Consider the following 19,867-nt stretch of genomic DNA (forward strand, 5'->3'; position numbering starts at 1 on the left):
CGCGCACACCCCGAGAGGTAAACTCCCACCCGTGGTCCTCTTCTTCGAAATCCTGCTGGGTCTGGCAACGCTGCTGATCATCTGGTTCACGCTGTACGTGATCTACCGCCTGGTCAACGACGAATCGTGACCCTGCCGTCCGACGGACAGCCCGACCCCGACGGGGCCGATATCCCACGTCGGTCGGGCGACGAGGCGATCAACCAGGCCGAAGTCCGCGCCGCCGAATCCGGTAGCCGCGAACGCAACGCCCCCGCGTGGGACGATCTGCCGTTGCCCGCCGACACCGCCAATCTGCGGATCGGCGCCGACCTGCATCCTGGCCTGCTCGCCCTCCTGCCGATGGTCGGAGTCTGGCGTGGCGAGGGCGAGGGCCACGACCCGGTCAGCGGTACCGACTACCACTTCGCCCAACAGATCGTGGTGAGCCACGACGGACAGAACTTTCTCAACTGGGAAGCCCGTTCATGGGTGATCGATGACGACGGCAACTTCGTCCGACCCGATCTGCGTGAGGCGGGCTTCTGGCGGATCGGCGAGGACGACAGCATCGAACTCCTCCTCACCCACGCCGAGGGCTCCATCGAGCTCTACTACGGCCGCCCGCTCACTCAGACGTCGTGGAATCTGACCACCGACGTCATCATCCGCTCCGAGTCGGGCAAGCACACCGGAGGCGCCAAGCGTCTCTATGGCATCGTGCCCGACGGCGATCTCGCCTACGTCGAGGAACGCGTCGACGCCGAGGGCGACCTCACCCCGCGCCTGTCGGCCAAGCTGCGGCGTCACGTCGGCTAACTGCTGCGTCGGCCAACTGCTGCCGGCTCACTGCTGCGTCGGCTCACTGCTGCGCCGTCACACCGACGGCGGTGCATGGACCGGCGCCGGCGCGGGCGCCTTGCCACCCCAGATGATTCCGCCGATTCCCAGAAGCACCACCACAACGCCGAGTATCACGTTCAGGATCGCTGACGGTCCGGCCGAGAAGGTGTAGTGGGCGTCGATGTACTGCGATGAGTCGTTGTCGAAGGTGCCGACCACTACCGAGGGATCGACGACGGCCACCGTCGCCACGCCCGCACCGATGACCCCGAACACCACGTTCACCGCAGAGAATCCGCGCCGGGCGACGTTGCACAGGATAAGGATCGACGACAGCAGGGTGGGAAAGAGGATGAGTAGCGGCAGGAGCACCCCCGGGAAGACGACGGCATGCGATCCGCCCACCAGCGGCAGTCCCTCACCCTGCGAGGTCCAGTGAGCCCATCCGTTGAATGTCGAGTCGCCGCCGTCGTTTGCGGTCACCGTCGCGAAGGTGAGAAACCCGAAAACACCGATGAGCAGCCACGCGAGCATCGTGCACGCGGCAAACGTCCGCGTCAGCCCGACGTGGCGCAGCGGCGGCTTCGGGGTGGGTGCGTACGGTGCGGCCCCATACGCACCCGGCACCACGACACCGCCCGGGTACTGGGCGCCACCCCACTGCTGCTGGGCGTACTGCTGCTGGGGATACTGCTGCTGGGCGTACTGCTGCTGGGCGTGCGGATTCGAATAGGGGCTCCCCGGTTCGTTCACCTCGCATACGCTACCGCCAATCCCCCATGTCGCCCAGGGAGGTTGATCGATATGACGATGTGCCCGGCTTCCGCCGGGAACGTCATAGACATCACCGTCATACACATCGGGCTTCATACACATCAGGCGTCATAGACATCAGGGCCGCACGCGGATGACGTCGACGACGACGGGCTGCCCGCTTTCCCGAGCCGCCTGCACATAGTGGATGCCGGGGCCGGGAGGGATCGGGACCGGATTGCCCGGCGAGCGCGACGACGACGCCGAAGGCCCCCACCGAGCCCGGTCATCAGCACCGCGATTCGTCGCGGCGCACCCGACATCGCGAGGAAGCCGGGAGTCGAGAGTACGAAAAGATCGGCGCGGCGGCGGTTGGCAGGGTCAGACGGCCAGTGAGCCCGCCGAGGTAACCCGCGATCCAGGTACCGCGCCGTCGTCGTTTCCACGTTTCCACCCGTGTTCGCCCCGGGTGAGAAAGCGCGACAACCCGCTGGTGGGTACCGAGAACTCCGGCGTCGATGCGGTCGCGACACCCACAGCCGGAGATGAAGCAGTGTCGGACGAATTCAGGATGCCGGTGTTCATGACGTTTCCCGCGTTGGTGGGCTGATCTGCACGTCAGTCCACACCCGCCGGACCGCCCGAACACGAGTAGTGCGCTACCCGAAAACCCGGGCACACGAGAAAGATCCGAGCCCGCACATGGAACGACCCCCGCACCGCCCGGGGATTCGGGCCGAGCGACCGGACCAGGTCGGGTGCGGGGGTCGGGTGACCACCTGGTATTCGCCGATGCGAGGGATCGATCGAGGGATATCAGATGGATCTCCGCGTCAGCGGATGGTCACCTCACTTGTCCGTGTGCCAATCAACTTCGGACCACCTCCTTCCATGTGTACCGACGAAAGTACGCCGCAATCGCAAGCCCGGCAATGCTTTTTCGCGCCGAGGCGTCACGCCGGATGCGCCGTGAAGAACTGCCAGATCACCGATGTCGCATCCAGGACGGTCGACGGCACCGGCGCGCCGCGCGCCGCGCCTACAGATGCGGTATTGCTCCCGGGCCACTGATGTCCGGCACCGGTCACGGAGATGAGTTCGACGGCCCTGGACTGCGCGCATGTCGCCGACGACCGAGTCACCGATCCCGCCGTCACGGTAACGGGTGGGCCGCAGCGGTCGGTCGCCCTCCACAGCGCATTCACCTGCGGGATGGACATGCCCTCGACCCGGGCGGTCCCGCCGGCGTTGAACGCCTCACCCGGACCTCCGCCATACGGGACGCGGTCGTCGGACGTTCCGTGGATCTGCAGCACCGAGGTTGGGTGAGCCCCGACGCAGTCGGTGACGATCGTTCCCGCCACCGGCGCGATCGCCGCGAATTCCGATGTCTCACAGGGTAAGCGCAGTGCCATCATCGCACCGTTCGACATACCGGTCGCGAACACGCGTCGGATGTCGATCGAGGTGCGACGTTCGATGTCATGCACCATGGCGAGCACAAACCCGACATCGTCGACGTTGCGGCGCTGGGCCGGGCCGCAGCAACTTCCGGCGTTCCACGAGCGTCCGACGCCCTGCGGGTACGCGACGAGAACTCCACCACGGTCGGCCACCGCATCCCACCCGTACGCCCGCTCCGCCTGCCGCGCATCGCCGTAACCGCCGTGCAGCATCACCACCAGTGGCGCCGACGACGGCAACCGAGCGGGTCGGTAGATCTCGTAGCTGCGCTGCTGGCCGCCGAACTCAATGGCCGCATGCGAAGAGCCGACAGGGATGCCGCCCGGCGGGGCGCCCACCGCATCGCCCTGGCCGCAGCCAGATGCGGTAACGATCACGGCGATGGCGATGGCGACGGACCAGTGTCTTGCGCGCATGCGGACAAGTCTCACCCGATCGACCCAATTTGACAAGCTACTTGTCATTACTGGCGGGCTCCGTACTCGCGATCGCGGGTTTGGCAGACTTTCCACCATGGCCTCGCGTCTACCCGGACGGCGTCCCACGGTGCCCGCCCTGCTCCAGATGCTCTCGGCAAGTGCCGGGCCGCGGCTGGCGCTCGCCTTCGCCGACGCCGGACTCGACGGAATCCGTCCGGCGCAGTCCCTGGTGTTGATGGGCCTCATCGATGGCGGCTGCCACGCCTCAGACCTCGCGACCCGGCTCGGCGTGAGTCGGCAAGCGGTCGCGCAGGCCGTAACCGCCCTGGAACGCCACGAGTACGTCTCCCGCGAACCCGACCCCGACGACGCGCGCGCCAAACGAATTCACCTCACCGGCCGCGGACGCAGCGCGCTTCGGGTCATGCGCGCCAACGCGCTCGCCATAGAAGACGAATGGCGCGAGGTGCTCGGTGAGCAGCGCCTCGCCGGCTTCGGCGACACACTCGACGTTCTGCTACAGAACGCGCGCCACTCACGGCTCAGCGCACCGCCGGACTGAGATCGACCACGTGGACCGCCGCCCGGTCCACCGCCGAGAGCTGGTGCGTCACCACCACCACGGTCCGATCCGGGGCGAACATGCTCGACGACGGGTCGAGGATGCGCCCCAGCAGGCGCTCGGCGTCGGCCGCGTCGAGGTGTTCGGTCGGCTCGTCGAGCAGCACGATCGGCGCGCGATGCAGCAACGCCCGGGCGAGCAGCAGTCGCCGGCGCTGCCCACCGCTGAGCGATTCGGCGCCGCCAGTCAATTCGGTGCCCAGCCCGTCGGGCAGTTCGGCCACCCAGTCGGCCAGTCCCACCTCGGCGAGCGCCGCGTGTATCTCCTCGACGGTCACATCCCCACGAGCGACGCGGAGGTTCTCCTCGAGCGACGTGGAAAAGATGTGCCCCTCCTCGGCGAAATAACATGTCGCCGACCGGATTACCAGCAGATTCCCGGCGTCGTCGATGGCCGTCACCGACCCACCGCGGGCATCGAGCAGACCGGCCATCGTCAACAGCAGCGTCGACTTGCCGATACCACTGGGTCCGACGACGGCCATGCGTGCGCCCGGCCTCAGCGTGACGGTCACGCCCGCGTCGGGGCCGAGCACTGTCGCATCCGACCATCCCCAGCGCGCAGCGTCGAGGCGCAGGGTCGTGGGCTCGACGTGCACGGCGACGTCGTCGATGGCCGCATCCCCCACCGCCGAGTCCTCGCCGATCTGGCGTGCCCCGTCGACCAGTGCCATCACCCGTGCGGCGCTCTGGCGGCTGCGCTCGAGTTGGATTCCCGCCTCGGTCAGCAACGCCGTGGACTCGAAGGAGGACAGCGGCAACAGGATCACCACGCCGAGCACCATCGGCGTCAGCAGGCCGGTGGTACTCGAGACGCCGGCCAGCGAGCCGGAAACCCCCGAGGCGAGGCCAATCGCGATAACGCAGGCCGCGATCAGCGACGCCCCCAACGAGAGTGGGGTCGCCGCGGCGGCCAGCGCTTCGATCCGTTCACCGCGGTCAGCGGCCCGGATCGCCTCGGCATCGGCTTGCCGCGCGCTGGCCAGCACACTGCGCCGCCGCCGCGAGACGGCCAGCTCGGGCGCATGCCACAGGGCGGTGGTGGTCGCCTCGGCGGCCGCGGTGTTCGCGCGGGCGGCGTCACCGAGCGCGCGATCGGAGCCGCGGGCCGCCAGCCAGGGCGCGATCACCCCGGACACGATCAGGGCGATCGCGAGGACGAGGGCGGCCCACCCGGAGACCAGCGCCATGATCGCCACGGCGGCCACCGAGGTCGTCATTCCGACGCCGATCGGGATGAGCGCCCGGATGAGCGCATTGCCGATCTCGTCGACGTCGTCTCCGGTGCGGGTCAACAGATCTCCGCGACGCAGAGTGACCGAGTAGGCGGGCGATCCCGACGCCAGCGCCACATACAGGCGTTCGCGCGCGGTCGCCATCGCGCCGAGTGCGAGGTCGTGGGTGGCGAGGCGCTCCAGGTACCGGAACAGTCCCCGCGAGATGCCCAGTGCGCGAACGGCGGTGATCGCGACCGACAGGTACAGCACCGGCGGCATCTGCCAGGCCCGGGTGATCAGCCACGCCGAGAGCGCAGCAAGCCCCAGCGCCGAGAGGGCACCGGCCACGCCGAGCATCAGCGACCACAGCACCGGCCGGGTGCGCAGACCGAGGAATCCCAGCGCGCGGATCAACGGATCACGATGCCGCCCAGTGCTTTCTGCGGCTTCAGAGGTCTCAGCGAGATCAGCGGACACCGAGTACCTCCGGGAGTTCGACCACGTGGTCGGCGTGTGCGCGGGCCACATCGCGATGGGCGACGACGAGCACGGTGTCACCGGCGCGCGCCCGCGCGGCCAGCGCGGCGAGCACCGACTCCTCGCTCGCGGCGTCGAGGTGTGCGGTGGGCTCGTCGAGCAGCAACAGCGGCGACGGCGATGCCAGCACCCGCGTCAGCGCGAGCCGCTGCCGCTGCCCCGCGGAGAGCCCGACGCCACCGGTACCGAGCACGGTGTCGGCGCCGTCCGGCAACGAGGTCAAGACCTCGTCGAAACCCGTTGCGGTGCAGGCGCGACGGAGCCGCACCGGGTCGAGGGCGCCGAAGAGCGCGAGATTGTCGGCGACGGTGCCGGGCACCACGACCGGCTGTTGGGGCAGCCACGCGACCTGCTCGTGATAGGCATCGGGTTCGAGTTCGGCCACCGGGATCGACCCGACGAGCACCGACCCCTCGTCGGGCGCGAGCAGTCCGAGGACAGCGGCGAACATCGTCGACTTGCCCGATCCGTTGGGTCCGGTGAACACCGTCAGCTCACCGGGATGCGCGGTTGCCGTGAGTTCGCACGGCGCCCAGCCGTCCCGGCCGTGCACACCGACATCGAGCAGCCGGATCGGTTCTCCGGCAACGGTGCACGAGCGCGTCCGGCCGACACCCGCGCCCGTGGAACCGGCGTCGATGAGGTCGAGCACCTCGCCGGCGGCGGTCACCCCGTCGACCGAGTTGTGGAACTGCGCGCCGACCTGACGCATCGGCAGGTATGCCTCGGGCGCCAGAATGAGTGCGAGAATACCGGCGTACAAGGTCATCTCGCCCGACACCAGACGCAGGCCGATACCGACGGCGACCAACGCCACGCTGATGGTCGCGAGGAACTCCAGGACCCCGCCGGAGAGGAACGCCACCCGCAACGACGACATCGAGTTGCGCCGGTGCGCCTGCCCCAGATCGGCGACCTGCCGGGCGGGCGCGCGGGCGCGATTGAGTGCGCGCAGCGTGGGCAAACCGGTGACTAGGTCGAGCAGTTGAGCGCTGAGTCGGCTCATCGTCGCGAGCTTGCGCTCGGTGCGATCACGTGTCATCAGTCCGATGAGGATCATGAACAGCGGGATCAGCGGCAGCGTGATCACGATGATCACCGCAGACGGCCAGTCGGCGACGGCGATGACGGCCAGCACCGTCGGCGTGACCAGGACCGTCACGATCAAGGCGGGCACATATCCCGACAGATACGGGCCCAGCGCGCCGAGGCCCCGTAGCAGCACCGTTGTCGCGTGTTCGCGGCGCGCCACCAGCTCGCGCGGCGGCGTGCGGTCCGGGTCGGTCAATACATCCAGGGCGCGGGCGCGCAGCTCGGCGATCGCGGTCGCCGAGGCCCGGTGCGCGTACCGATCGTGGCCGAACGAGGTGAGCACGCGGACGACGACCGCCGCCGCCAGCACCCACAGATGCACCGACTGCGCGGCGAGGCAACGGCGTGCCGGCTCGGTCACCAACTCCGCGAGGATCGACGCCGTCATCACCGCGGTGACGATCACCGCGACCGTGGTGACCGCCGCCAGCAGGGCGGTCACCAGCACATAGCGCCGGGTGGCGGGCGAATACCGGAGCAGGCGGGGATCGAGCGGCGGGCGGGCCCGCCGTGTGCGCCGTGAAACCCCGTCCTCCTCCGCTAGTGCCATGCCTTCAACGACAAGCCGGTCGGTGCCGGGATCTGGCCGACACTGATGCGCTTGCGGAAGACCCAGTAGGTCCACCCCTGATAGGCGATGACGACGGGAGTCATGATCAGCGCGGCAATGGTCATCACGGTCAGCGTGTAATGACTCGACGCGGTGTTGGCAACGGTCATGTTGTAGGCCGAATCAGTGTTCGACGGAAGCACATTCGGGAACAGCACCGAGAACAACGTCGCCACGGTCCCGGCGATGGCGATCGAGGTCGCCAGGAAGGCTATACCCTCGCGCTGCACCTGGGTCGCCGCCACCATGACCAGCGCGGCGACGGCGGCGATGAGCACCGGGATCCACGTCCAGCCGTTGCCGTAGGCGAACTGCGTCCACAGCAGAAACGCCGCGGCCACGACCAGCGTCGGAATGGCCAGCAGCTTGGCGTACCTCATCGCGTCCTGCGCCAGCACGCCGCTGGTCTTGAGTCCGAGGAACACCGCACCGTGGGTCAGGAACGCAAGCAGCGTGGTGACACCACCGAGTAGCGCATAGGGATTGAGCAGGTTGAAGAATCCGCCGGTGTACTGGTGCGCGGCGTCGATCGGCAGACCGCGGACGACGTTGGCGAAGGCCACGCCCCACAGCAGTGCGGGAATCCACGAACCCAGGCCGATGCCGACGTCGCACCACATCCGCCAGCGCGGGTCGTTGATCTTGCCCCGCCACTCGATGGCCACGACCCGGGTGATCAGTCCGATCAGGATGAGGAACAGCGGCAGGTAGAACGCGGTGAACATCGTTGCGTACCAACCACCGAACGCCGCGAACAGTGCGCCGCCGGCGGTCAGCAGCCACACCTCGTTGCCGTCCCACACCGGGCCGATGGTGTTGAGCAGTGCTCGCCTGCGTTTGTCCGGGTCTGCGGCGTCGTCGCCGTCTGAGACCTTCTCATCGCCACCGGTGTGGCTCGCGCCGAGGAACGGCATCAGCATGCCGACGCCGAAGTCGAAGCCCTCGAGTACGAAATAGCCGATGAACAGGACCGCGACGACGATGAACCAGAAGTTTTCGAGTGACATCTTGTCCCGCTCCTCAGTACGCGAACGAAAGCTGTGTGGGCTCCTCGGAATCGGAGTCGTCGGACTCCACCTCCGGAGCGATGTGGTCATACGCTGCGGGCCCTTCGATGGCGTAGCGCCGCTGCAGGAGGAACCACACCACACCCAGTCCGCCGTAGAGCAGCGTGAAACCGATCATGGTGACCCACAGGATCGGTGGCGTGTGGTTGGAGACGCCATCGGACACGAGCATGTGTATGCGCAGCGGGTCGAGGTTGTTCTCCCAGTTGGGTGCCACCACCCACGGCTGGCGGCCCATCTCGGTGAAGATCCAGCCGGATGCGTTGGCCAGGAACGGGGTCGGGATCATCCAGAGGGCCAACAGGCCCAGGCGTCTGGATTCGACCACCTTCTTTCGTCGGGTGAACCACAGTCCACCGAAGGCCACCACGACCGATCCGAGCGCCCAGGTGATCATCGCGCGGAAACCCCAGTAGGTGACGAACAGATTGGGGGCGAAGTTCTGGCCCGGCATGTTCAGCGCTTCCTGATATTGCGCCTGCAACTGATTCACGCCCTGCAATGTTTCACCGAAGCGATGCGTGGCCAGGAAAGACAGCATGCCCGGGATCTCGATGACGTGGTCGATGTCGGCGCAATTGTTCTGCCGCCCGATCGAGAGCACCGAGAAACCGGCATTCTCCTGGGTGTTGCACAGTGATTCCGCCGACGCCATCTTCGTCGGCTGCTGCTTGAACATGATTTGCGCCTGGAAATCGCCAGTGAGGAACAACAGCACACCGGCGACGATGGCCGCCCAGCACGCGAACCGGGTCACCGGACGCCACAGGCGATGGGCGTCGCGCTCGAGATCCTCAGGGGTGGCATCGATGTGGCTCGGCGAGGTGGTCTTGGGCATCCCACTCGTGTCGCCGGTGTCGATGGCCACGCGCAACCTCTTGGCACGCCACGTGTTTCGTGACATCCACCAGATACCGATGCCGCCGACGAAGGTGGCCGCGGTCAGCCACGCACCGGCGATCACGTGCGGGAACGCCGCGAGGGTCGTGTTGTTGGTGATGACCGCCCAGAAGTTGTTCATGACCGGGCGGTTACGGGCTTCATCCCAGGTCACGCCCACCGGGTGCTGCATCCACGAGTTCGCGGCGATGATGAAGTATGCCGATGCGGTCACGCCGATCGCGACCAGCCAGATGGTGGCCAGATGCACTCGACGCGGCAAACGCGACCAGCCGAAGATCCACAGTCCCAGGAAGGTCGATTCGAGGAAGAAGGCGATCAATCCCTCGAGGGCCAGCGGCGCTCCGAACACATCGGCGACGTACCGGCTGTACTCGCTCCAGTTCATTCCGAATTGGAACTCCTGCACGATGCCGGTGGCCACGCCGAGGGCGAAATTGATCAGGAACAGTTTCCCGAAGAATTTCGTGGCCCGTAACCACTGCTCGTTTCCGGTCGTGTGCCAGACCGTCTGCATGACCGCCACCATCGGCGCGAGGCCGATGGTCAACGGGACGAACAGGAAGTGGTACACGGTCGTGATACCGAATTGCCATCGGGACAAATCCAGAGCGTTCAACGTCGCCTCGAATCACGTGGTCGCATCTCGGGCTTCGAGACGCGGTACGAAAGCTGGCTACTACACAACGTAGTAACCACACCGGTGACGCTACGCCTGGCCAGTCACGCGAACAAGCGCCAAAGGTCCTATCCACCCGCGCTCGCTTGTGGGCTGCATCTCGCTGAGGCCGCCGCGAGAGCCCGCAGACACCGGCGACTATTCGTCAGCGGAAATAGCGCGGTCGACCACATCGATAAAGTCCTGGCACGTTTCCGTCGCAGGCAGGGGGTGTCCGTTGAGCGCAGTCACCCGCGCGGCGAGGGTGACGCTGCTGATCAGCCATACCGAATCGGCCTCGAGAAGGTCTGCCGGTCGCAGCACCCTGGTCTCGGTCTGCCAGCCTTCGTGCGCCGCCAACGCGAACGTCGCCACCTGGGTGGTGCCGGGCAGGATGCCGGTTTCGGCCGGCGGCGTGACGAGTGTCTTTCCCATCACAGCGACGACCGTCGAGCGCGGACCCTCCAGAATCGCACCCTCGCTGCTGACGTAGATCACGTCGTCGTAACCGTTGTCGGCGGCATGACGCAGCGCGGCCATGTTGGTCGCATAGCTGAGCGTCTTGGCACCGAGCAACTGCCATGGGGCGGCGTCGGCGACATCGATCGAATAGCCGCGGTCCAGGGTGATCACCGAGACCCCGTTCGCCCTGACCTCGACAACCCGCTCGGCGACCGGACCCACCGTGAGATACGCCGTCGGCGCGCCGGACTCGGCACCTGCGCCTGCCGGACGAGCTTCCCGCCCACGCGAATAGACAAGGCGTAGAAGACCCTCGGCATACTCACCGTTACGGTCGACCCAGGTGCGCGTCGCGACCTCGATCGCCGAACGCCATGCCTGGGCATCAGGCTCGGGCAGATCGAGCATCTCCGCGGAGCGGGCCAGTCGTTGCAGATGCAAGGTGACGCACCGCGCCCGCCCGTCGCGGATCAGCAGCGTCTCGAAGATCCCGTCACCCCGCACCGCGGCCAGATCGTCGGCATGCAGAAACGGGACCTCGGGATCGAGGACGGTGCCGTCGAGGGACACCAGGACGGACTGCGAAATGTCAGGCTGGGACTTGACGGGCTCGGACTTGACGGGCTGGGACTTGACGGGCTGGGACATGCCGCCACCCTATCGACCCGCCGCGTAGACTCGACCCGTGAGCCGCTCACCCATCCTGACCAGGTATTCCAGCCAGGGCGCGGTCGCCGCTCCCGAGACTCTCACCACCCCACACACCGCAGCAGATCCGCACAGCACCGAGGTCGCCTGGCATTACGGCGATCCTCTCGGCGAGCAGCGGGCGGCGGTCCGCGGCGCGGCAATCATCGACCGCACCGACCGCGCGGTTCTCGAACTCCCCGGCCCCGAACGCCTCACCTGGCTGAACACGATCTGCTCGCAGCAGGTGAGCGACCTCGGTGACCGGTCGAGCGCCGAGGCGCTGTCGCTCGATGCCAACGGGCGGGTCGAGGACCACTTCGTGCTCACCGACGTCGACGAGGTCACCTGGATCGACACCGAGGCCGCACGCGGCGACGCCCTGCTGACGTTTCTCACCAGGATGGTCTTCTGGGCCAAGGTGCAGCCCGCGGCACGCACCGACGTCAAGGTCGTCACCCTCATCGGCCCCGACGCGGTGCGCGGACCGATCGCCGACCTCCTCGAGATCAATCCGGACGCCGCCCCCTATCAGGCGGGCGACCTACCCGAATCCCATCACGAGGACGAGCCGCTCGGCTTCTGGCGGATGATGCCACCGCTGTCGGAGGGACCGCACGCCGACACCTCGCTGCCGATGGTCGACCTCCTCATACCGGAGCCCCTACTGCTGCGCTGGACCGAACGGCTCACCGAAGCCGGCGCACGGATGGCAGGCAGTTGGGCCTTCGACGCGCTGCGCGTCGCCGCCCTGCGTCCTCGCCTCGGCGTCGACACCGACGAACGCACCATCCCCCACGAGGCGGGATGGATCGGCGGCCCGGAGCGTTTCGGCGCCGTCCACCTCGACAAAGGCTGTTACCGCGGTCAGGAGACCGTCGCTCGCGTGCACAATCTCGGCAAGCCACCACGGCAACTCGTGCTGCTTCACCTCGACGGCAGCTCCGATTACCGTCCGCCGCCCGGTACACCGATCACCGCCGGTGGGCGCACTGTTGGCCGCCTCGGCACCGCCGTCGATCACTTCGACCTCGGCCCCATCGCCCTCGGGCTACTCAAGCGCGGTATCGGCCCCGACGTCGAGTTGCTCGTGAGTGGAGACGCCGACGAACCTCCGATGGCCGCCCGGGTCGATCCCGACTCCGTGGATGCCGACGATCGGGTGCAGGCGGGCCGGGCGGCCGTCGAACGCCTCCGCGGACGGGCGTGACGACGGTGACACCGCCGGAGTCGGGACACACCGGTCACGCACACCCCGGACGAGTTCTGGCGGTCTGCGCAGTCCACGCCGACGTCGACCTCGGCCGGGCGGGCATCAGCGCCATCGACAAGCGTCCGCTGGACGGTCGGGCGCAGGTCGGCGAGCTCGGCCTGCTGACCGACCACGTCCGTGACACGAAACACCACGGGGGCCACGACCAGGCCGTCTACGCCTACGACGACCGCGAGGCGAGCCGCTGGGCCGACGAACTCGGCCGCGACCTGCCCTACGGCTGGTTCGGGGAGAATCTGCGCGTCGACGGTCTGCCCGTCACCGATGCACTCGTCGGCGAACACTGGTGGGTGGGGCCACGGGACGACCCGTCGACCGGCGTCCTGCTGGAGACCACCATCCCCCGGACCCCATGCCGGACCTTCGCAGCGTGGGCGGGCGAGCCCCAGTGGGTCAAACGGTTCATGCAGCAGGGCGACGTGGGCACCTACCTGCGGGTTCTCACGGCCGGGAGTATTGGCGCCGGCGACGAGATCCGTGTTGTGGCGCGCCCGGACCACGGAGTCACCGTCCGCGATCTGCTGACCGGCACCGACGCCGAGCCCCTACAAGCCCTGCTGGCCGCCGACAACCTGCCCGCGAAGGTTCGTCGCGAGGCGAGTCGTCATCTCGCCCGGGTTGCGAAGGCTTGACGGCCACCGACTCGATCACACGGGAAGACCCCGGGCAACACCCCATCACACCTGGTCGGCGTGCCATTGCCGGGGCAATCCGCGTAATCGCGAAACGCGCGCTAAACTGGTGCCCACGAGATACTCAACTACCGAGAGAACGGGGCCGCCACCAGTTTGGCCGCCCCGTCATTGTGCGAGGGGGTCCCATATGGGCCGCGGCCGGGCTAAAGCAAAGCAGACGAAGGTTGCTCGTCAGCTGAAGTACTCCACTCCCCACACCGATTTCGACAGCTTGCAGCGCGAGTTGTCGGGTTCGGCGGATTCGGCAGACCGCCCGGATCCGGTGGACGAGTGGCGTGAAGAGGACGAGTGGCGTCGCGCCTGATCGCGAACGCCCTCATTTCGCTCGCCCCTTGACGCCGACCGCCCCGGCGTCGTCGTCACGGTAGCGCCACCACAGGTGATCACCGGTTCATTCATCGAACGCATCTTTCATAATGCGTTCGGCGAGCGAACCGGTGATCGTTGGTTTCTCGGCGTGTCCCCGGTCGGGTCAGTAGCTGGTCAGAAGCGTGGGTGATCGCCGACGAGGTTCACGCGCCCCAATCCACCCTTGGCCTCGGGATTGCGCTTGATGGTGCCGAGCACCCAATTGTCGACGTGGCGCGCGGTCAGTACCGCCTGGGCGCGATCGGTGTCCTCGGGCGCCACCACGGCCACCATGCCGACACCCATGTTGAAGGTACGTTCCATCTCGGCCTGCTCGACGCGACCACGCTGGGCGATCATCGCGAAAATCGGTGCGGGAGTCCAGGTATTGCGTTCGAGTTCGGCCACAAGCCCCGACGGGATGACCCGAGCCAGGTTTTCAGCGAGCCCGCCACCGGTGATGTGGGCGAACGTCCGAACGTCGGCCTCGGCCGCCAGCGCGAGGCAATCGCGTGCGTAGATGCGTGTCGGTTCGAGGAGTTCCTCACCAAGGGTGCGGCCGAATTCCTCGACATCGCCGCCGAGATCCATGTGGCCCCAGTCGAGAAGGACCTTGCGCGCCAGTGAATATCCGTTGGAGTGCAGGCCCGATGAACCCAGTGCGATCACCGAGTCGCCGGCGCGGACCCGATCCGGCGAGAGCACCTGGTCGGCCTCGACCACACCGACCGCGGTCGCCGAGAGGTCGTAGTGGTCGTCGCGCATGAGACCGGGATGTTCTGCGGTCTCGCCACCGAGCAGTGCGCAGCCGGCGATCACGCAACCGTCGGCGATGCCGGCGACGATCTCGGCGACAGTCTCCGGGACCACCTTGCCGATGGCGATGTAGTCCTGCAGGAACAGCGGTTCGGCGCCGCACACCACGAGGTCGTCGACGCACATGGCCACCAGGTCCTGGCCGACGGTGTCGTGTTTGCCGATCGCTTGCGCGACCGCGAGTTTGGTGCCGACGCCGTCGCTCGCCGCGGCGAGTACCGGCTCGCGGTAGTTGCCCTTGAGGGCGAACAATCCGGAGAATCCGCCGAGGCCGCCGAGAACCTCCGGACGGGTAGCGCGTTTGGCGTGCGGACCGATCAGCTCGACAGCGCGATCACCGGCGTCGATATCGACCCCGGCCTCCGCGTACGACAGGCCGCCAGAAGGAAAATCCGCAGAAGGGGAAGTGGACTTCTCGTCAGCCGCATCCTGTTCGCTCACGGGAGACACGCTACCCGAGTGCTTCAGGGCCGCATCACGGCGCTGACGTTGTCATTGGGAGCGGTCAATGGGTCGATCCGGGCGTCGTCGGCGGCGTTGGCGAGCATCTGCTCGAGCACCGCCTTGCCCAGCGACGACTCCTTGGGCAGTTCGATCGGATAGTTCCCGTCGAAGCATGCCGCACACAGCGCCGACGGCTCCTGATGCGTCGCCGCGATCATCTCCTCGGTACTGATGTAGCCGAGCGAATCTGCACCGATCGCCTGCCGGACGCCCTCGACCATGTGCTCCTCGGACTCCATGCCGTTGGCGATCAATTCCGCGGGCGAGGCGAAATCGATGCCGTAGAAGCAGGGCCAGCGCACCGGACTCGACGCGATACGGACGTGCACCTCGGCCGCGCCCGCCTCCCGTAGCATCCGGATCAATGCGCGTTGGGTGTTACCACGCACGATCGAATCATCAACGACAACAAGACGTTTGCCACGGATGACCTCTTTGAGCGGGTTCAGCTTGAGACGGATACCGAGCTGACGAATGGTTTGCGACGGCTGAATGAAGGTACGGCCGACGTAGGCGTTCTTCATCAGTCCCTGACCGTAGGGAATCCCCGACTCCTGGGCGAACCCGACGGCCGCAGGCGTGCCCGACTCGGGCACCGGGATCACCAGGTCGCCGACCGCCGGGAACTCGCGGGCCAGCCGCCGCCCGATGTCGACACGCGTCGAATGCACCGACCGGCCGTGGATGACGCTGTCCGGGCGGGCCAGATAGACGTATTCGAAGACGCAGCCGCGGGGCGTCGGCTCGACGAAACGGGAACTGCGCACGCCGTCGGCATCGATGGCGAGCAGCTCACCGGGTTCGATGTCACGCACGAACGACGCACCGACGATGTCGAGGGCCGCGGTCTCCGAGGCGACGACCCACCCTCGATCGAGGCGGCCCAGGCACAGCGGGCGGACGCCGTGCGGGTCGCGCGCCGCGTACAGGGTGTGCTCGTCCATGAAAGTCAGGCAGAACGCACCGCGCAAGGTGGGGAGCAACTCCATGGCCGCCTGCTCGATGCTGCTGTCGGCCGCTCCATGGGCCAGCAGCGCCCCGACGACATCGGAATCCGAGGTCGCCGCGGTGCTCTTGATACCGACCTCACGCGCGCGCGCCGCGAGCTCCGCGGTGTTGACCAGATTGCCGTTGTGGCCCAGCGCAACCCCCGTCCCGGCGTCGGTGGTGCGGAAGATGGGCTGGGAATTCTCCCAGGTGGTCGATCCGGTCGTCGAGTAGCGGCAATGGCCGATCGCGACGTGGCCGACCATCGACGCCAGCGTCTGCTCGTCGAACACCTGGCTGACGAGGCCGAGATCTTTGAAGACCAGTACCTGCGAGCCGTCGCCGACGGCGATCCCGGCGGCCTCCTGACCACGGTGTTGCAGGGCGTAGAGGCCGTAGTACGAGAGCTTCGCAACGTCCTCACCAGGGGCCCAGACACCAAAAACGCCGCACTCCTCGCGCGGCTCGTTCTCAGGTTCGTCGATCGGTCGGCTCGGGGAACATTCCCGCGGCATGGGGGCCAGGAGGTTGTGGCCGGCTATCGACTCTTCGGTCATCGACGATCTCCCTGGGGCTGGGCTCTGGTCTGCACATTCGGACGCGGACACCACGGCCGGATGAGATGTCGGGTCACGATGGTGATCCGATCACGGGCGAGACCGGCCGTGCGGAAGCCAACGCGGCAATGGGCTGGAGACCCTACCGAGTCTACCGATCGGTACTGCCCCGATGCCAACCGTGCAGCGACGACGCGCGCGACGATATTCCGTCGGGGTGAGCAGGGTCATAGGACGGAGCGGGGCACCGGCACCAGGGGCAGCCATTGCGCAACCTCGCCCGCGCGGGAGCCCGACGCCGCGACCACACCGGACTCGACGGCGTCGGCGAATCGCGCATCCCCCACCACCAGGCTCAACCAGGTGCGCGCGTCGGTCTCCACGACGTTCGGCGGAGTCCCCCGCGTATGCCGCGGACCCTCGATGCATTGGACGGCCACGTACGGTGGCACTCGGACCTCGACGGAGTTCCCCGGTGCGATGTCCTCGAGCGTGCGCGCGGTCAGCCGGACCGCGGCCGCGAGCGTGGGCCGTGCAGGCGCGGGCAGTTGCTCATCACGCAACCACTCGACAACAGCGAGAACCGCTGCGCGAGTGTCGGTAGGATCGATGGGTTTTCGAGCGGGCACGCCGCCCATGATGCCTCGGGAGTCGATTCACGCCGCCTCGCGGCGGGATCGTTCGGGCACGCGGCGGGCAATCAGGACCCATTCCGGTAACGCTCCGCACAAACCCAGCGACATCATCAGTACTATTTGTCACACTAGCAACGTCAGTAACATGAGCACCACGATCTGGAGTGACCGAATGCCATTGACGTACGGCCGCAGCCACCGCCGACGCCTCGGCATCCGAACCATGCTGACCGCGGCGGCCACTGCCGTCGCACTCCTCGGCGGACTCACCCAGGCCGGCGGGGCGCAGGCGGCCGACGGATACCCGTACGTGAATCTAGGTGACAGCTACAGCGCAGGCGCTTCGGTGTTTCCCCAGGCCACCAGTGCGGCCATCTTCTGCTCGAACTCGAGCGTCAACTACTCCCACCTCGTCGCCAAGCGACGTGGGATGAACGTCGCCGACGTCAGCTGCGCCGGCGCGACGACCGCCGACCTGACCCAGTCGCAGTACCGGTGGCAGGGACCGCAGATCAACGCGGTGGGACCGGCGACCCAATTGATCACCCTGACGATCGGCGCGAACAACAACGGGCTGTTCAGCGACTCGACGTCGGCATGCCAGCAGGCCTGGCTGTCCTCGCCGTTGTCGGCCGCCCCGTGCCGCGATGCTTTCGGCACCTCGTTGGTCGACAAGATCACCACATCGACCTACCCCGACCTCGTGAACGCGTTGCGCCGCATCGAACGCGCCGCCCCGAATGCCCGCGTCGTGCTCGTCGGATATCCGCAGATCTTCCCGGCCGTGGGCTCCCCGGTCTGCTCGGCAGCGCTGCTCACCACGCCCGCCGACACCGAGTACCTGCACCGGGCCTTCGCCGCCCTCAACGACGCCCTGCGCCGTGCCGCGGCGACGACGCATGCGACCTTCGTCGACATGACAAAGGCGTCCGCAGGACACGACGCCTGTGCGGGTGATCGGCGATGGGTCGAGCCGCCGCTGGGTGCGACCAACTTCCCGGCGATGCACGCCAACACACGCGGCCAACACGCGATGGCCGATCAGGTCATGGCAGCCCTTCCTGGAGCGCCCTGAGCTGATCGCGCCCCTAACCTGGACAGACCGGGCAGGATTGGACCATGGGCACCGATGTCAGCACCCAGCAGTTCTCCGGCGCCGACCGGGTGCGTTTTCGCAAGCAGGTCAGCCGGGGCACCGAGGCGATCGCCCGAATGCTCGCCGACGGCTTGTTCACCGACCACGGCGCTCCGCCCGAGCCGTTGCTCGGCATGGAGGTCGAGCTCAATCTCGTCGACGACGAGATGAACCCGGCCATGGCCAACGCCGAGGTACTCGACGCCATCGCCGACCCCGACTATCAAACCGAACTCGGCCAGTTCAACATCGAGATCAACGTCTCCCCTCGGCCTTTTGTCGACAACGACACGATGTCTCTCGAACAACGGCTGCGCACCTCGCTCAATCGCGCCGAGCAACAGGCGACCCGCGTCGGTACGCACCTCGTCATGATCGGAACGCTGCCCACCCTGCGAACCGAGCACTTTGCACATCAATGGATCTCGGCGAATCCGCGTTACGACCTGCTGAATCAGCAGATTTTCGCCGCCCGCGGCGAGGACATCGAGATCGACATTGCCGGCGTCCCGCTCGGCGAGTATCACGTCAGCGAAAGACTGCACACCGCAACCGATTCCATCCTACCCGAGGCGGCATGCACGTCGCTGCAACTCCATCTGCGGGTGGCGCCCGAAGATTTTGCCGCACATTGGAATGCCGCGCAGGCGATCGCCGGGGTGCAGGTCGCGCTGGCCGGCAACGCACCGTTCCTCGCGGAGACCGCGCTGTGGCACGAGAGTCGCATCCCGGTCTTCGAGCAGGCGACCGACACCCGACCGCTGGAACTGAAGAACCAGGGCGTGCGACCTCGAGTGTGGTTCGGGGAGCGATGGATCAACACGATCTTCGATCTGTTCGAAGAAAACACCCGCTATTTTCCGGCACTGTTGCCAGTGTCGACGGAGGTCGATCCGCTCGCCGAACTCGACGCCGGGCGCATCCCCGCGCTCGAGGAACTGCGTCTGCACAACGGCACCGTGTACCGGTGGAATCGGCCGGTCTACGACGTCGTCGACGGTCAGGCCCATGTGCGGGTGGAGAACCGTGTGCTGCCCGCCGGGCCGACCGTCGTCGACACCATGGCCAATGCCGCGTTCTATTACGGGGTGGTCCGCGGTCTCGTGGAGGCCGACCGGCCGCTGTGGTCGCAGATGTCGTTCAATGCCGCCGCCGAGAATCTACATGCGGGTGCCCGCAGAGGCCTTGATTCCCAACTGTATTGGCCCGACATCGGATGGGTGCACCCTGACGAGCTCACGCTACGCCGACTACTCCCCCTTGCCGACGACGGCCTCCGCGCATTCGGCGTCTCGCCCAAGGCGCGCGCCCGCTACCTGTCGGTCATCGAAGGCCGCTGCGTCACCAGACAAACCGGCTCGGTCTGGCAGCGTCGGGCGGTCGCCACACGTGAGGCGGCCGGTGAGGACCGCACCACCGCCCTGCGCGGCATGCTGGCCGACTACGTCACCCGTATGCACGAGGGCGAGCCGGTGCACTCCTGGACCCTGTGAGCAGCGGCTGTCGGGGGTCTCGGGCCTCGTCGCCGGCGCTAGAGAGCAACGAGCCGTTCATATCGCGATGGTCGAACAACCGGCGGCGCCCCTGCTCCGGGCGGTCGCGGTGCCG

18 protein-coding genes are annotated in these 19,867 nt (G+C 67.2%); 7 read left to right on the forward strand and 11 right to left on the reverse strand.

All coding sequences use genetic code 11. The features are described 5' to 3' along the window. The first annotated feature begins 126 nt into the window (after positions 1 to 126). On the forward strand, positions 127 to 798 hold the full coding sequence (locus EF294_RS11865) for a heme-binding beta-barrel domain-containing protein (RefSeq protein WP_123929950.1): 672 nt from the start codon (positions 127 to 129) through the stop codon (positions 796 to 798). 57 nt (positions 799 to 855) lie between these two features. Here EF294_RS11865 and EF294_RS11870 read toward each other — a convergent pair whose 3' ends face one another. From EF294_RS11870 to EF294_RS11880, 3 genes are all read right to left on the reverse strand, one after another. After that, positions 856 to 1,575, reverse strand: coding sequence for a hypothetical protein (locus EF294_RS11870; RefSeq protein ID WP_123929953.1), 720 nt, complete (start codon positions 1,573 to 1,575; stop codon positions 856 to 858). A 381-nt stretch (positions 1,576 to 1,956) separates the two neighbouring features. Further along, positions 1,957 to 2,160 (reverse strand): hypothetical protein, encoded by a 204-nt coding sequence (locus tag EF294_RS22085; protein WP_246007814.1) that lies wholly within the window; start codon positions 2,158 to 2,160, stop codon positions 1,957 to 1,959. Positions 2,161 to 2,528: 368 nt separating this feature from the next. Beyond that, positions 2,529 to 3,455 (reverse strand): extracellular catalytic domain type 1 short-chain-length polyhydroxyalkanoate depolymerase, encoded by a 927-nt coding sequence (locus tag EF294_RS11880; RefSeq protein WP_123929956.1) that lies wholly within the window; start codon positions 3,453 to 3,455, stop codon positions 2,529 to 2,531. A gap of 97 nt (positions 3,456 to 3,552) precedes the next feature. Here EF294_RS11880 and EF294_RS11885 point away from each other — a divergent pair, with 97 nt between their 5' ends. Next, positions 3,553 to 4,020, forward strand: a complete 468-nt coding sequence (locus EF294_RS11885) for a MarR family winged helix-turn-helix transcriptional regulator (RefSeq protein WP_123929959.1) — start codon at positions 3,553 to 3,555, stop codon at positions 4,018 to 4,020. On the opposite strand, the gene cydC is transcribed toward EF294_RS11885, so the two are convergent. From cydC to EF294_RS11910, 5 genes are all read right to left on the reverse strand, one after another. Further along, positions 4,001 to 5,710 carry a thiol reductant ABC exporter subunit CydC gene (gene cydC, locus EF294_RS11890; protein WP_123930346.1) on the reverse strand — a complete coding sequence of 570 codons (1,710 nt, stop codon included), beginning with the start codon at positions 5,708 to 5,710 and terminating at the stop codon, positions 4,001 to 4,003. The genes EF294_RS11885 and cydC overlap by 20 nt on opposite strands. Positions 5,711 to 5,762: 52 nt before the next feature. Beyond that, a complete protein-coding gene (cydD, locus tag EF294_RS11895) occupies positions 5,763 to 7,475 on the reverse strand; it encodes a thiol reductant ABC exporter subunit CydD (protein WP_185091047.1) in 1,713 nt (570 codons plus the stop codon). After that, complete coding sequence (gene cydB, locus EF294_RS11900; RefSeq protein ID WP_123929962.1) at positions 7,466 to 8,542, reverse strand: cytochrome d ubiquinol oxidase subunit II; 1,077 nt, start codon at positions 8,540 to 8,542, stop codon at positions 7,466 to 7,468. Before cydB ends, cydD begins: the two co-directional genes overlap by 10 nt. Before the next feature lie 13 nt (positions 8,543 to 8,555). After that, positions 8,556 to 10,121: a cytochrome ubiquinol oxidase subunit I gene (locus tag EF294_RS11905; protein ID WP_123929964.1), complete on the reverse strand. Its 1,566-nt coding sequence runs from the start codon at positions 10,119 to 10,121 to the stop codon at positions 8,556 to 8,558. A 198-nt stretch (positions 10,122 to 10,319) separates the two neighbouring features. Next, positions 10,320 to 11,210: an aminodeoxychorismate lyase gene (locus EF294_RS11910; RefSeq protein ID WP_123930352.1), complete on the reverse strand. Its 891-nt coding sequence runs from the start codon at positions 11,208 to 11,210 to the stop codon at positions 10,320 to 10,322. Positions 11,211 to 11,307: 97 nt separating this feature from the next. Between EF294_RS11910 and ygfZ the strand changes: the two genes are divergently transcribed. The 3 genes from ygfZ to EF294_RS11925 all read left to right on the forward strand — a co-directional run bounded on the left by ygfZ (position 11,308) and on the right by EF294_RS11925 (position 13,581). Beyond that, positions 11,308 to 12,519, forward strand: coding sequence for a CAF17-like 4Fe-4S cluster assembly/insertion protein YgfZ (ygfZ, locus tag EF294_RS11915; protein WP_123929967.1), 1,212 nt, complete (start codon positions 11,308 to 11,310; stop codon positions 12,517 to 12,519). After that, entirely contained in the window at positions 12,516 to 13,214 is a 699-nt protein-coding gene (locus EF294_RS11920) for an MOSC domain-containing protein (RefSeq protein ID WP_425459423.1), read from the forward strand. Before ygfZ ends, EF294_RS11920 begins: the two co-directional genes overlap by 4 nt. 190 nt (positions 13,215 to 13,404) lie before the next feature. After that, positions 13,405 to 13,581, forward strand: coding sequence for a DUF3073 domain-containing protein (locus EF294_RS11925; protein ID WP_123929970.1), 177 nt, complete (start codon positions 13,405 to 13,407; stop codon positions 13,579 to 13,581). 179 nt (positions 13,582 to 13,760) lie between these two features. On the opposite strand, the gene purM is transcribed toward EF294_RS11925, so the two are convergent. From purM to EF294_RS11940, 3 genes are all read right to left on the reverse strand, one after another. Then, positions 13,761 to 14,882, reverse strand: coding sequence for a phosphoribosylformylglycinamidine cyclo-ligase (purM, locus tag EF294_RS11930; RefSeq protein WP_123929972.1), 1,122 nt, complete (start codon positions 14,880 to 14,882; stop codon positions 13,761 to 13,763). A gap of 23 nt (positions 14,883 to 14,905) precedes the next feature. Next, positions 14,906 to 16,489, reverse strand: coding sequence for an amidophosphoribosyltransferase (gene purF, locus EF294_RS11935; protein ID WP_123929975.1), 1,584 nt, complete (start codon positions 16,487 to 16,489; stop codon positions 14,906 to 14,908). A gap of 227 nt (positions 16,490 to 16,716) precedes the next feature. Next, positions 16,717 to 17,127 carry a sterol carrier family protein gene (locus tag EF294_RS11940; RefSeq protein ID WP_123929978.1) on the reverse strand — a complete coding sequence of 137 codons (411 nt, stop codon included), beginning with the start codon at positions 17,125 to 17,127 and terminating at the stop codon, positions 16,717 to 16,719. 169 nt (positions 17,128 to 17,296) lie between these two features. Between EF294_RS11940 and EF294_RS11945 the strand changes: the two genes are divergently transcribed. Then, entirely contained in the window at positions 17,297 to 18,199 is a 903-nt protein-coding gene (locus EF294_RS11945; protein WP_123930358.1) for an SGNH/GDSL hydrolase family protein, read from the forward strand. Between the two features lie 44 nt (positions 18,200 to 18,243). Further along, positions 18,244 to 19,752, forward strand: coding sequence for a glutamate-cysteine ligase family protein (locus EF294_RS11950; protein ID WP_123929982.1), 1,509 nt, complete (start codon positions 18,244 to 18,246; stop codon positions 19,750 to 19,752). Positions 19,753 to 19,867: the final 115 nt, after the last annotated feature.

This window comes from Gordonia oryzae (genome assembly GCF_003797185.1).
GTDB lineage: Bacteria > Actinomycetota > Actinomycetes > Mycobacteriales > Mycobacteriaceae > Gordonia > Gordonia oryzae.

Bases quoted from the DNA above. Each gene is read 5' to 3' on its own strand.
- EF294_RS22085 (WP_246007814.1), bottom strand. From the start codon at position 2,160: ATGAACACCGGCATCCTGAATTCGTCCGACACTGCTTCATCTCCGGCT.
- EF294_RS11880 (WP_123929956.1), bottom strand. From the start codon at position 3,455: ATGCGCGCAAGACACTGGTCCGTCGCCATCGCCATCGCCGTGATCGTT.
- EF294_RS11885 (WP_123929959.1), top strand. From the start codon at position 3,553: ATGGCCTCGCGTCTACCCGGACGGCGTCCCACGGTGCCCGCCCTGCTC.
- cydD (WP_185091047.1), bottom strand. From the start codon at position 7,475: ATGGCACTAGCGGAGGAGGACGGGGTTTCACGGCGCACACGGCGGGCC.
- cydB (WP_123929962.1), bottom strand. From the start codon at position 8,542: ATGTCACTCGAAAACTTCTGGTTCATCGTCGTCGCGGTCCTGTTCATC.
- EF294_RS11925 (WP_123929970.1), top strand. From the start codon at position 13,405: ATGGGCCGCGGCCGGGCTAAAGCAAAGCAGACGAAGGTTGCTCGTCAG.
- purF (WP_123929975.1), bottom strand. From the start codon at position 16,489: ATGACCGAAGAGTCGATAGCCGGCCACAACCTCCTGGCCCCCATGCCG.
- EF294_RS11940 (WP_123929978.1), bottom strand. From the start codon at position 17,127: ATGGGCGGCGTGCCCGCTCGAAAACCCATCGATCCTACCGACACTCGC.
- EF294_RS11945 (WP_123930358.1), top strand. From the start codon at position 17,297: ATGCCATTGACGTACGGCCGCAGCCACCGCCGACGCCTCGGCATCCGA.
- EF294_RS11950 (WP_123929982.1), top strand. From the start codon at position 18,244: ATGGGCACCGATGTCAGCACCCAGCAGTTCTCCGGCGCCGACCGGGTG.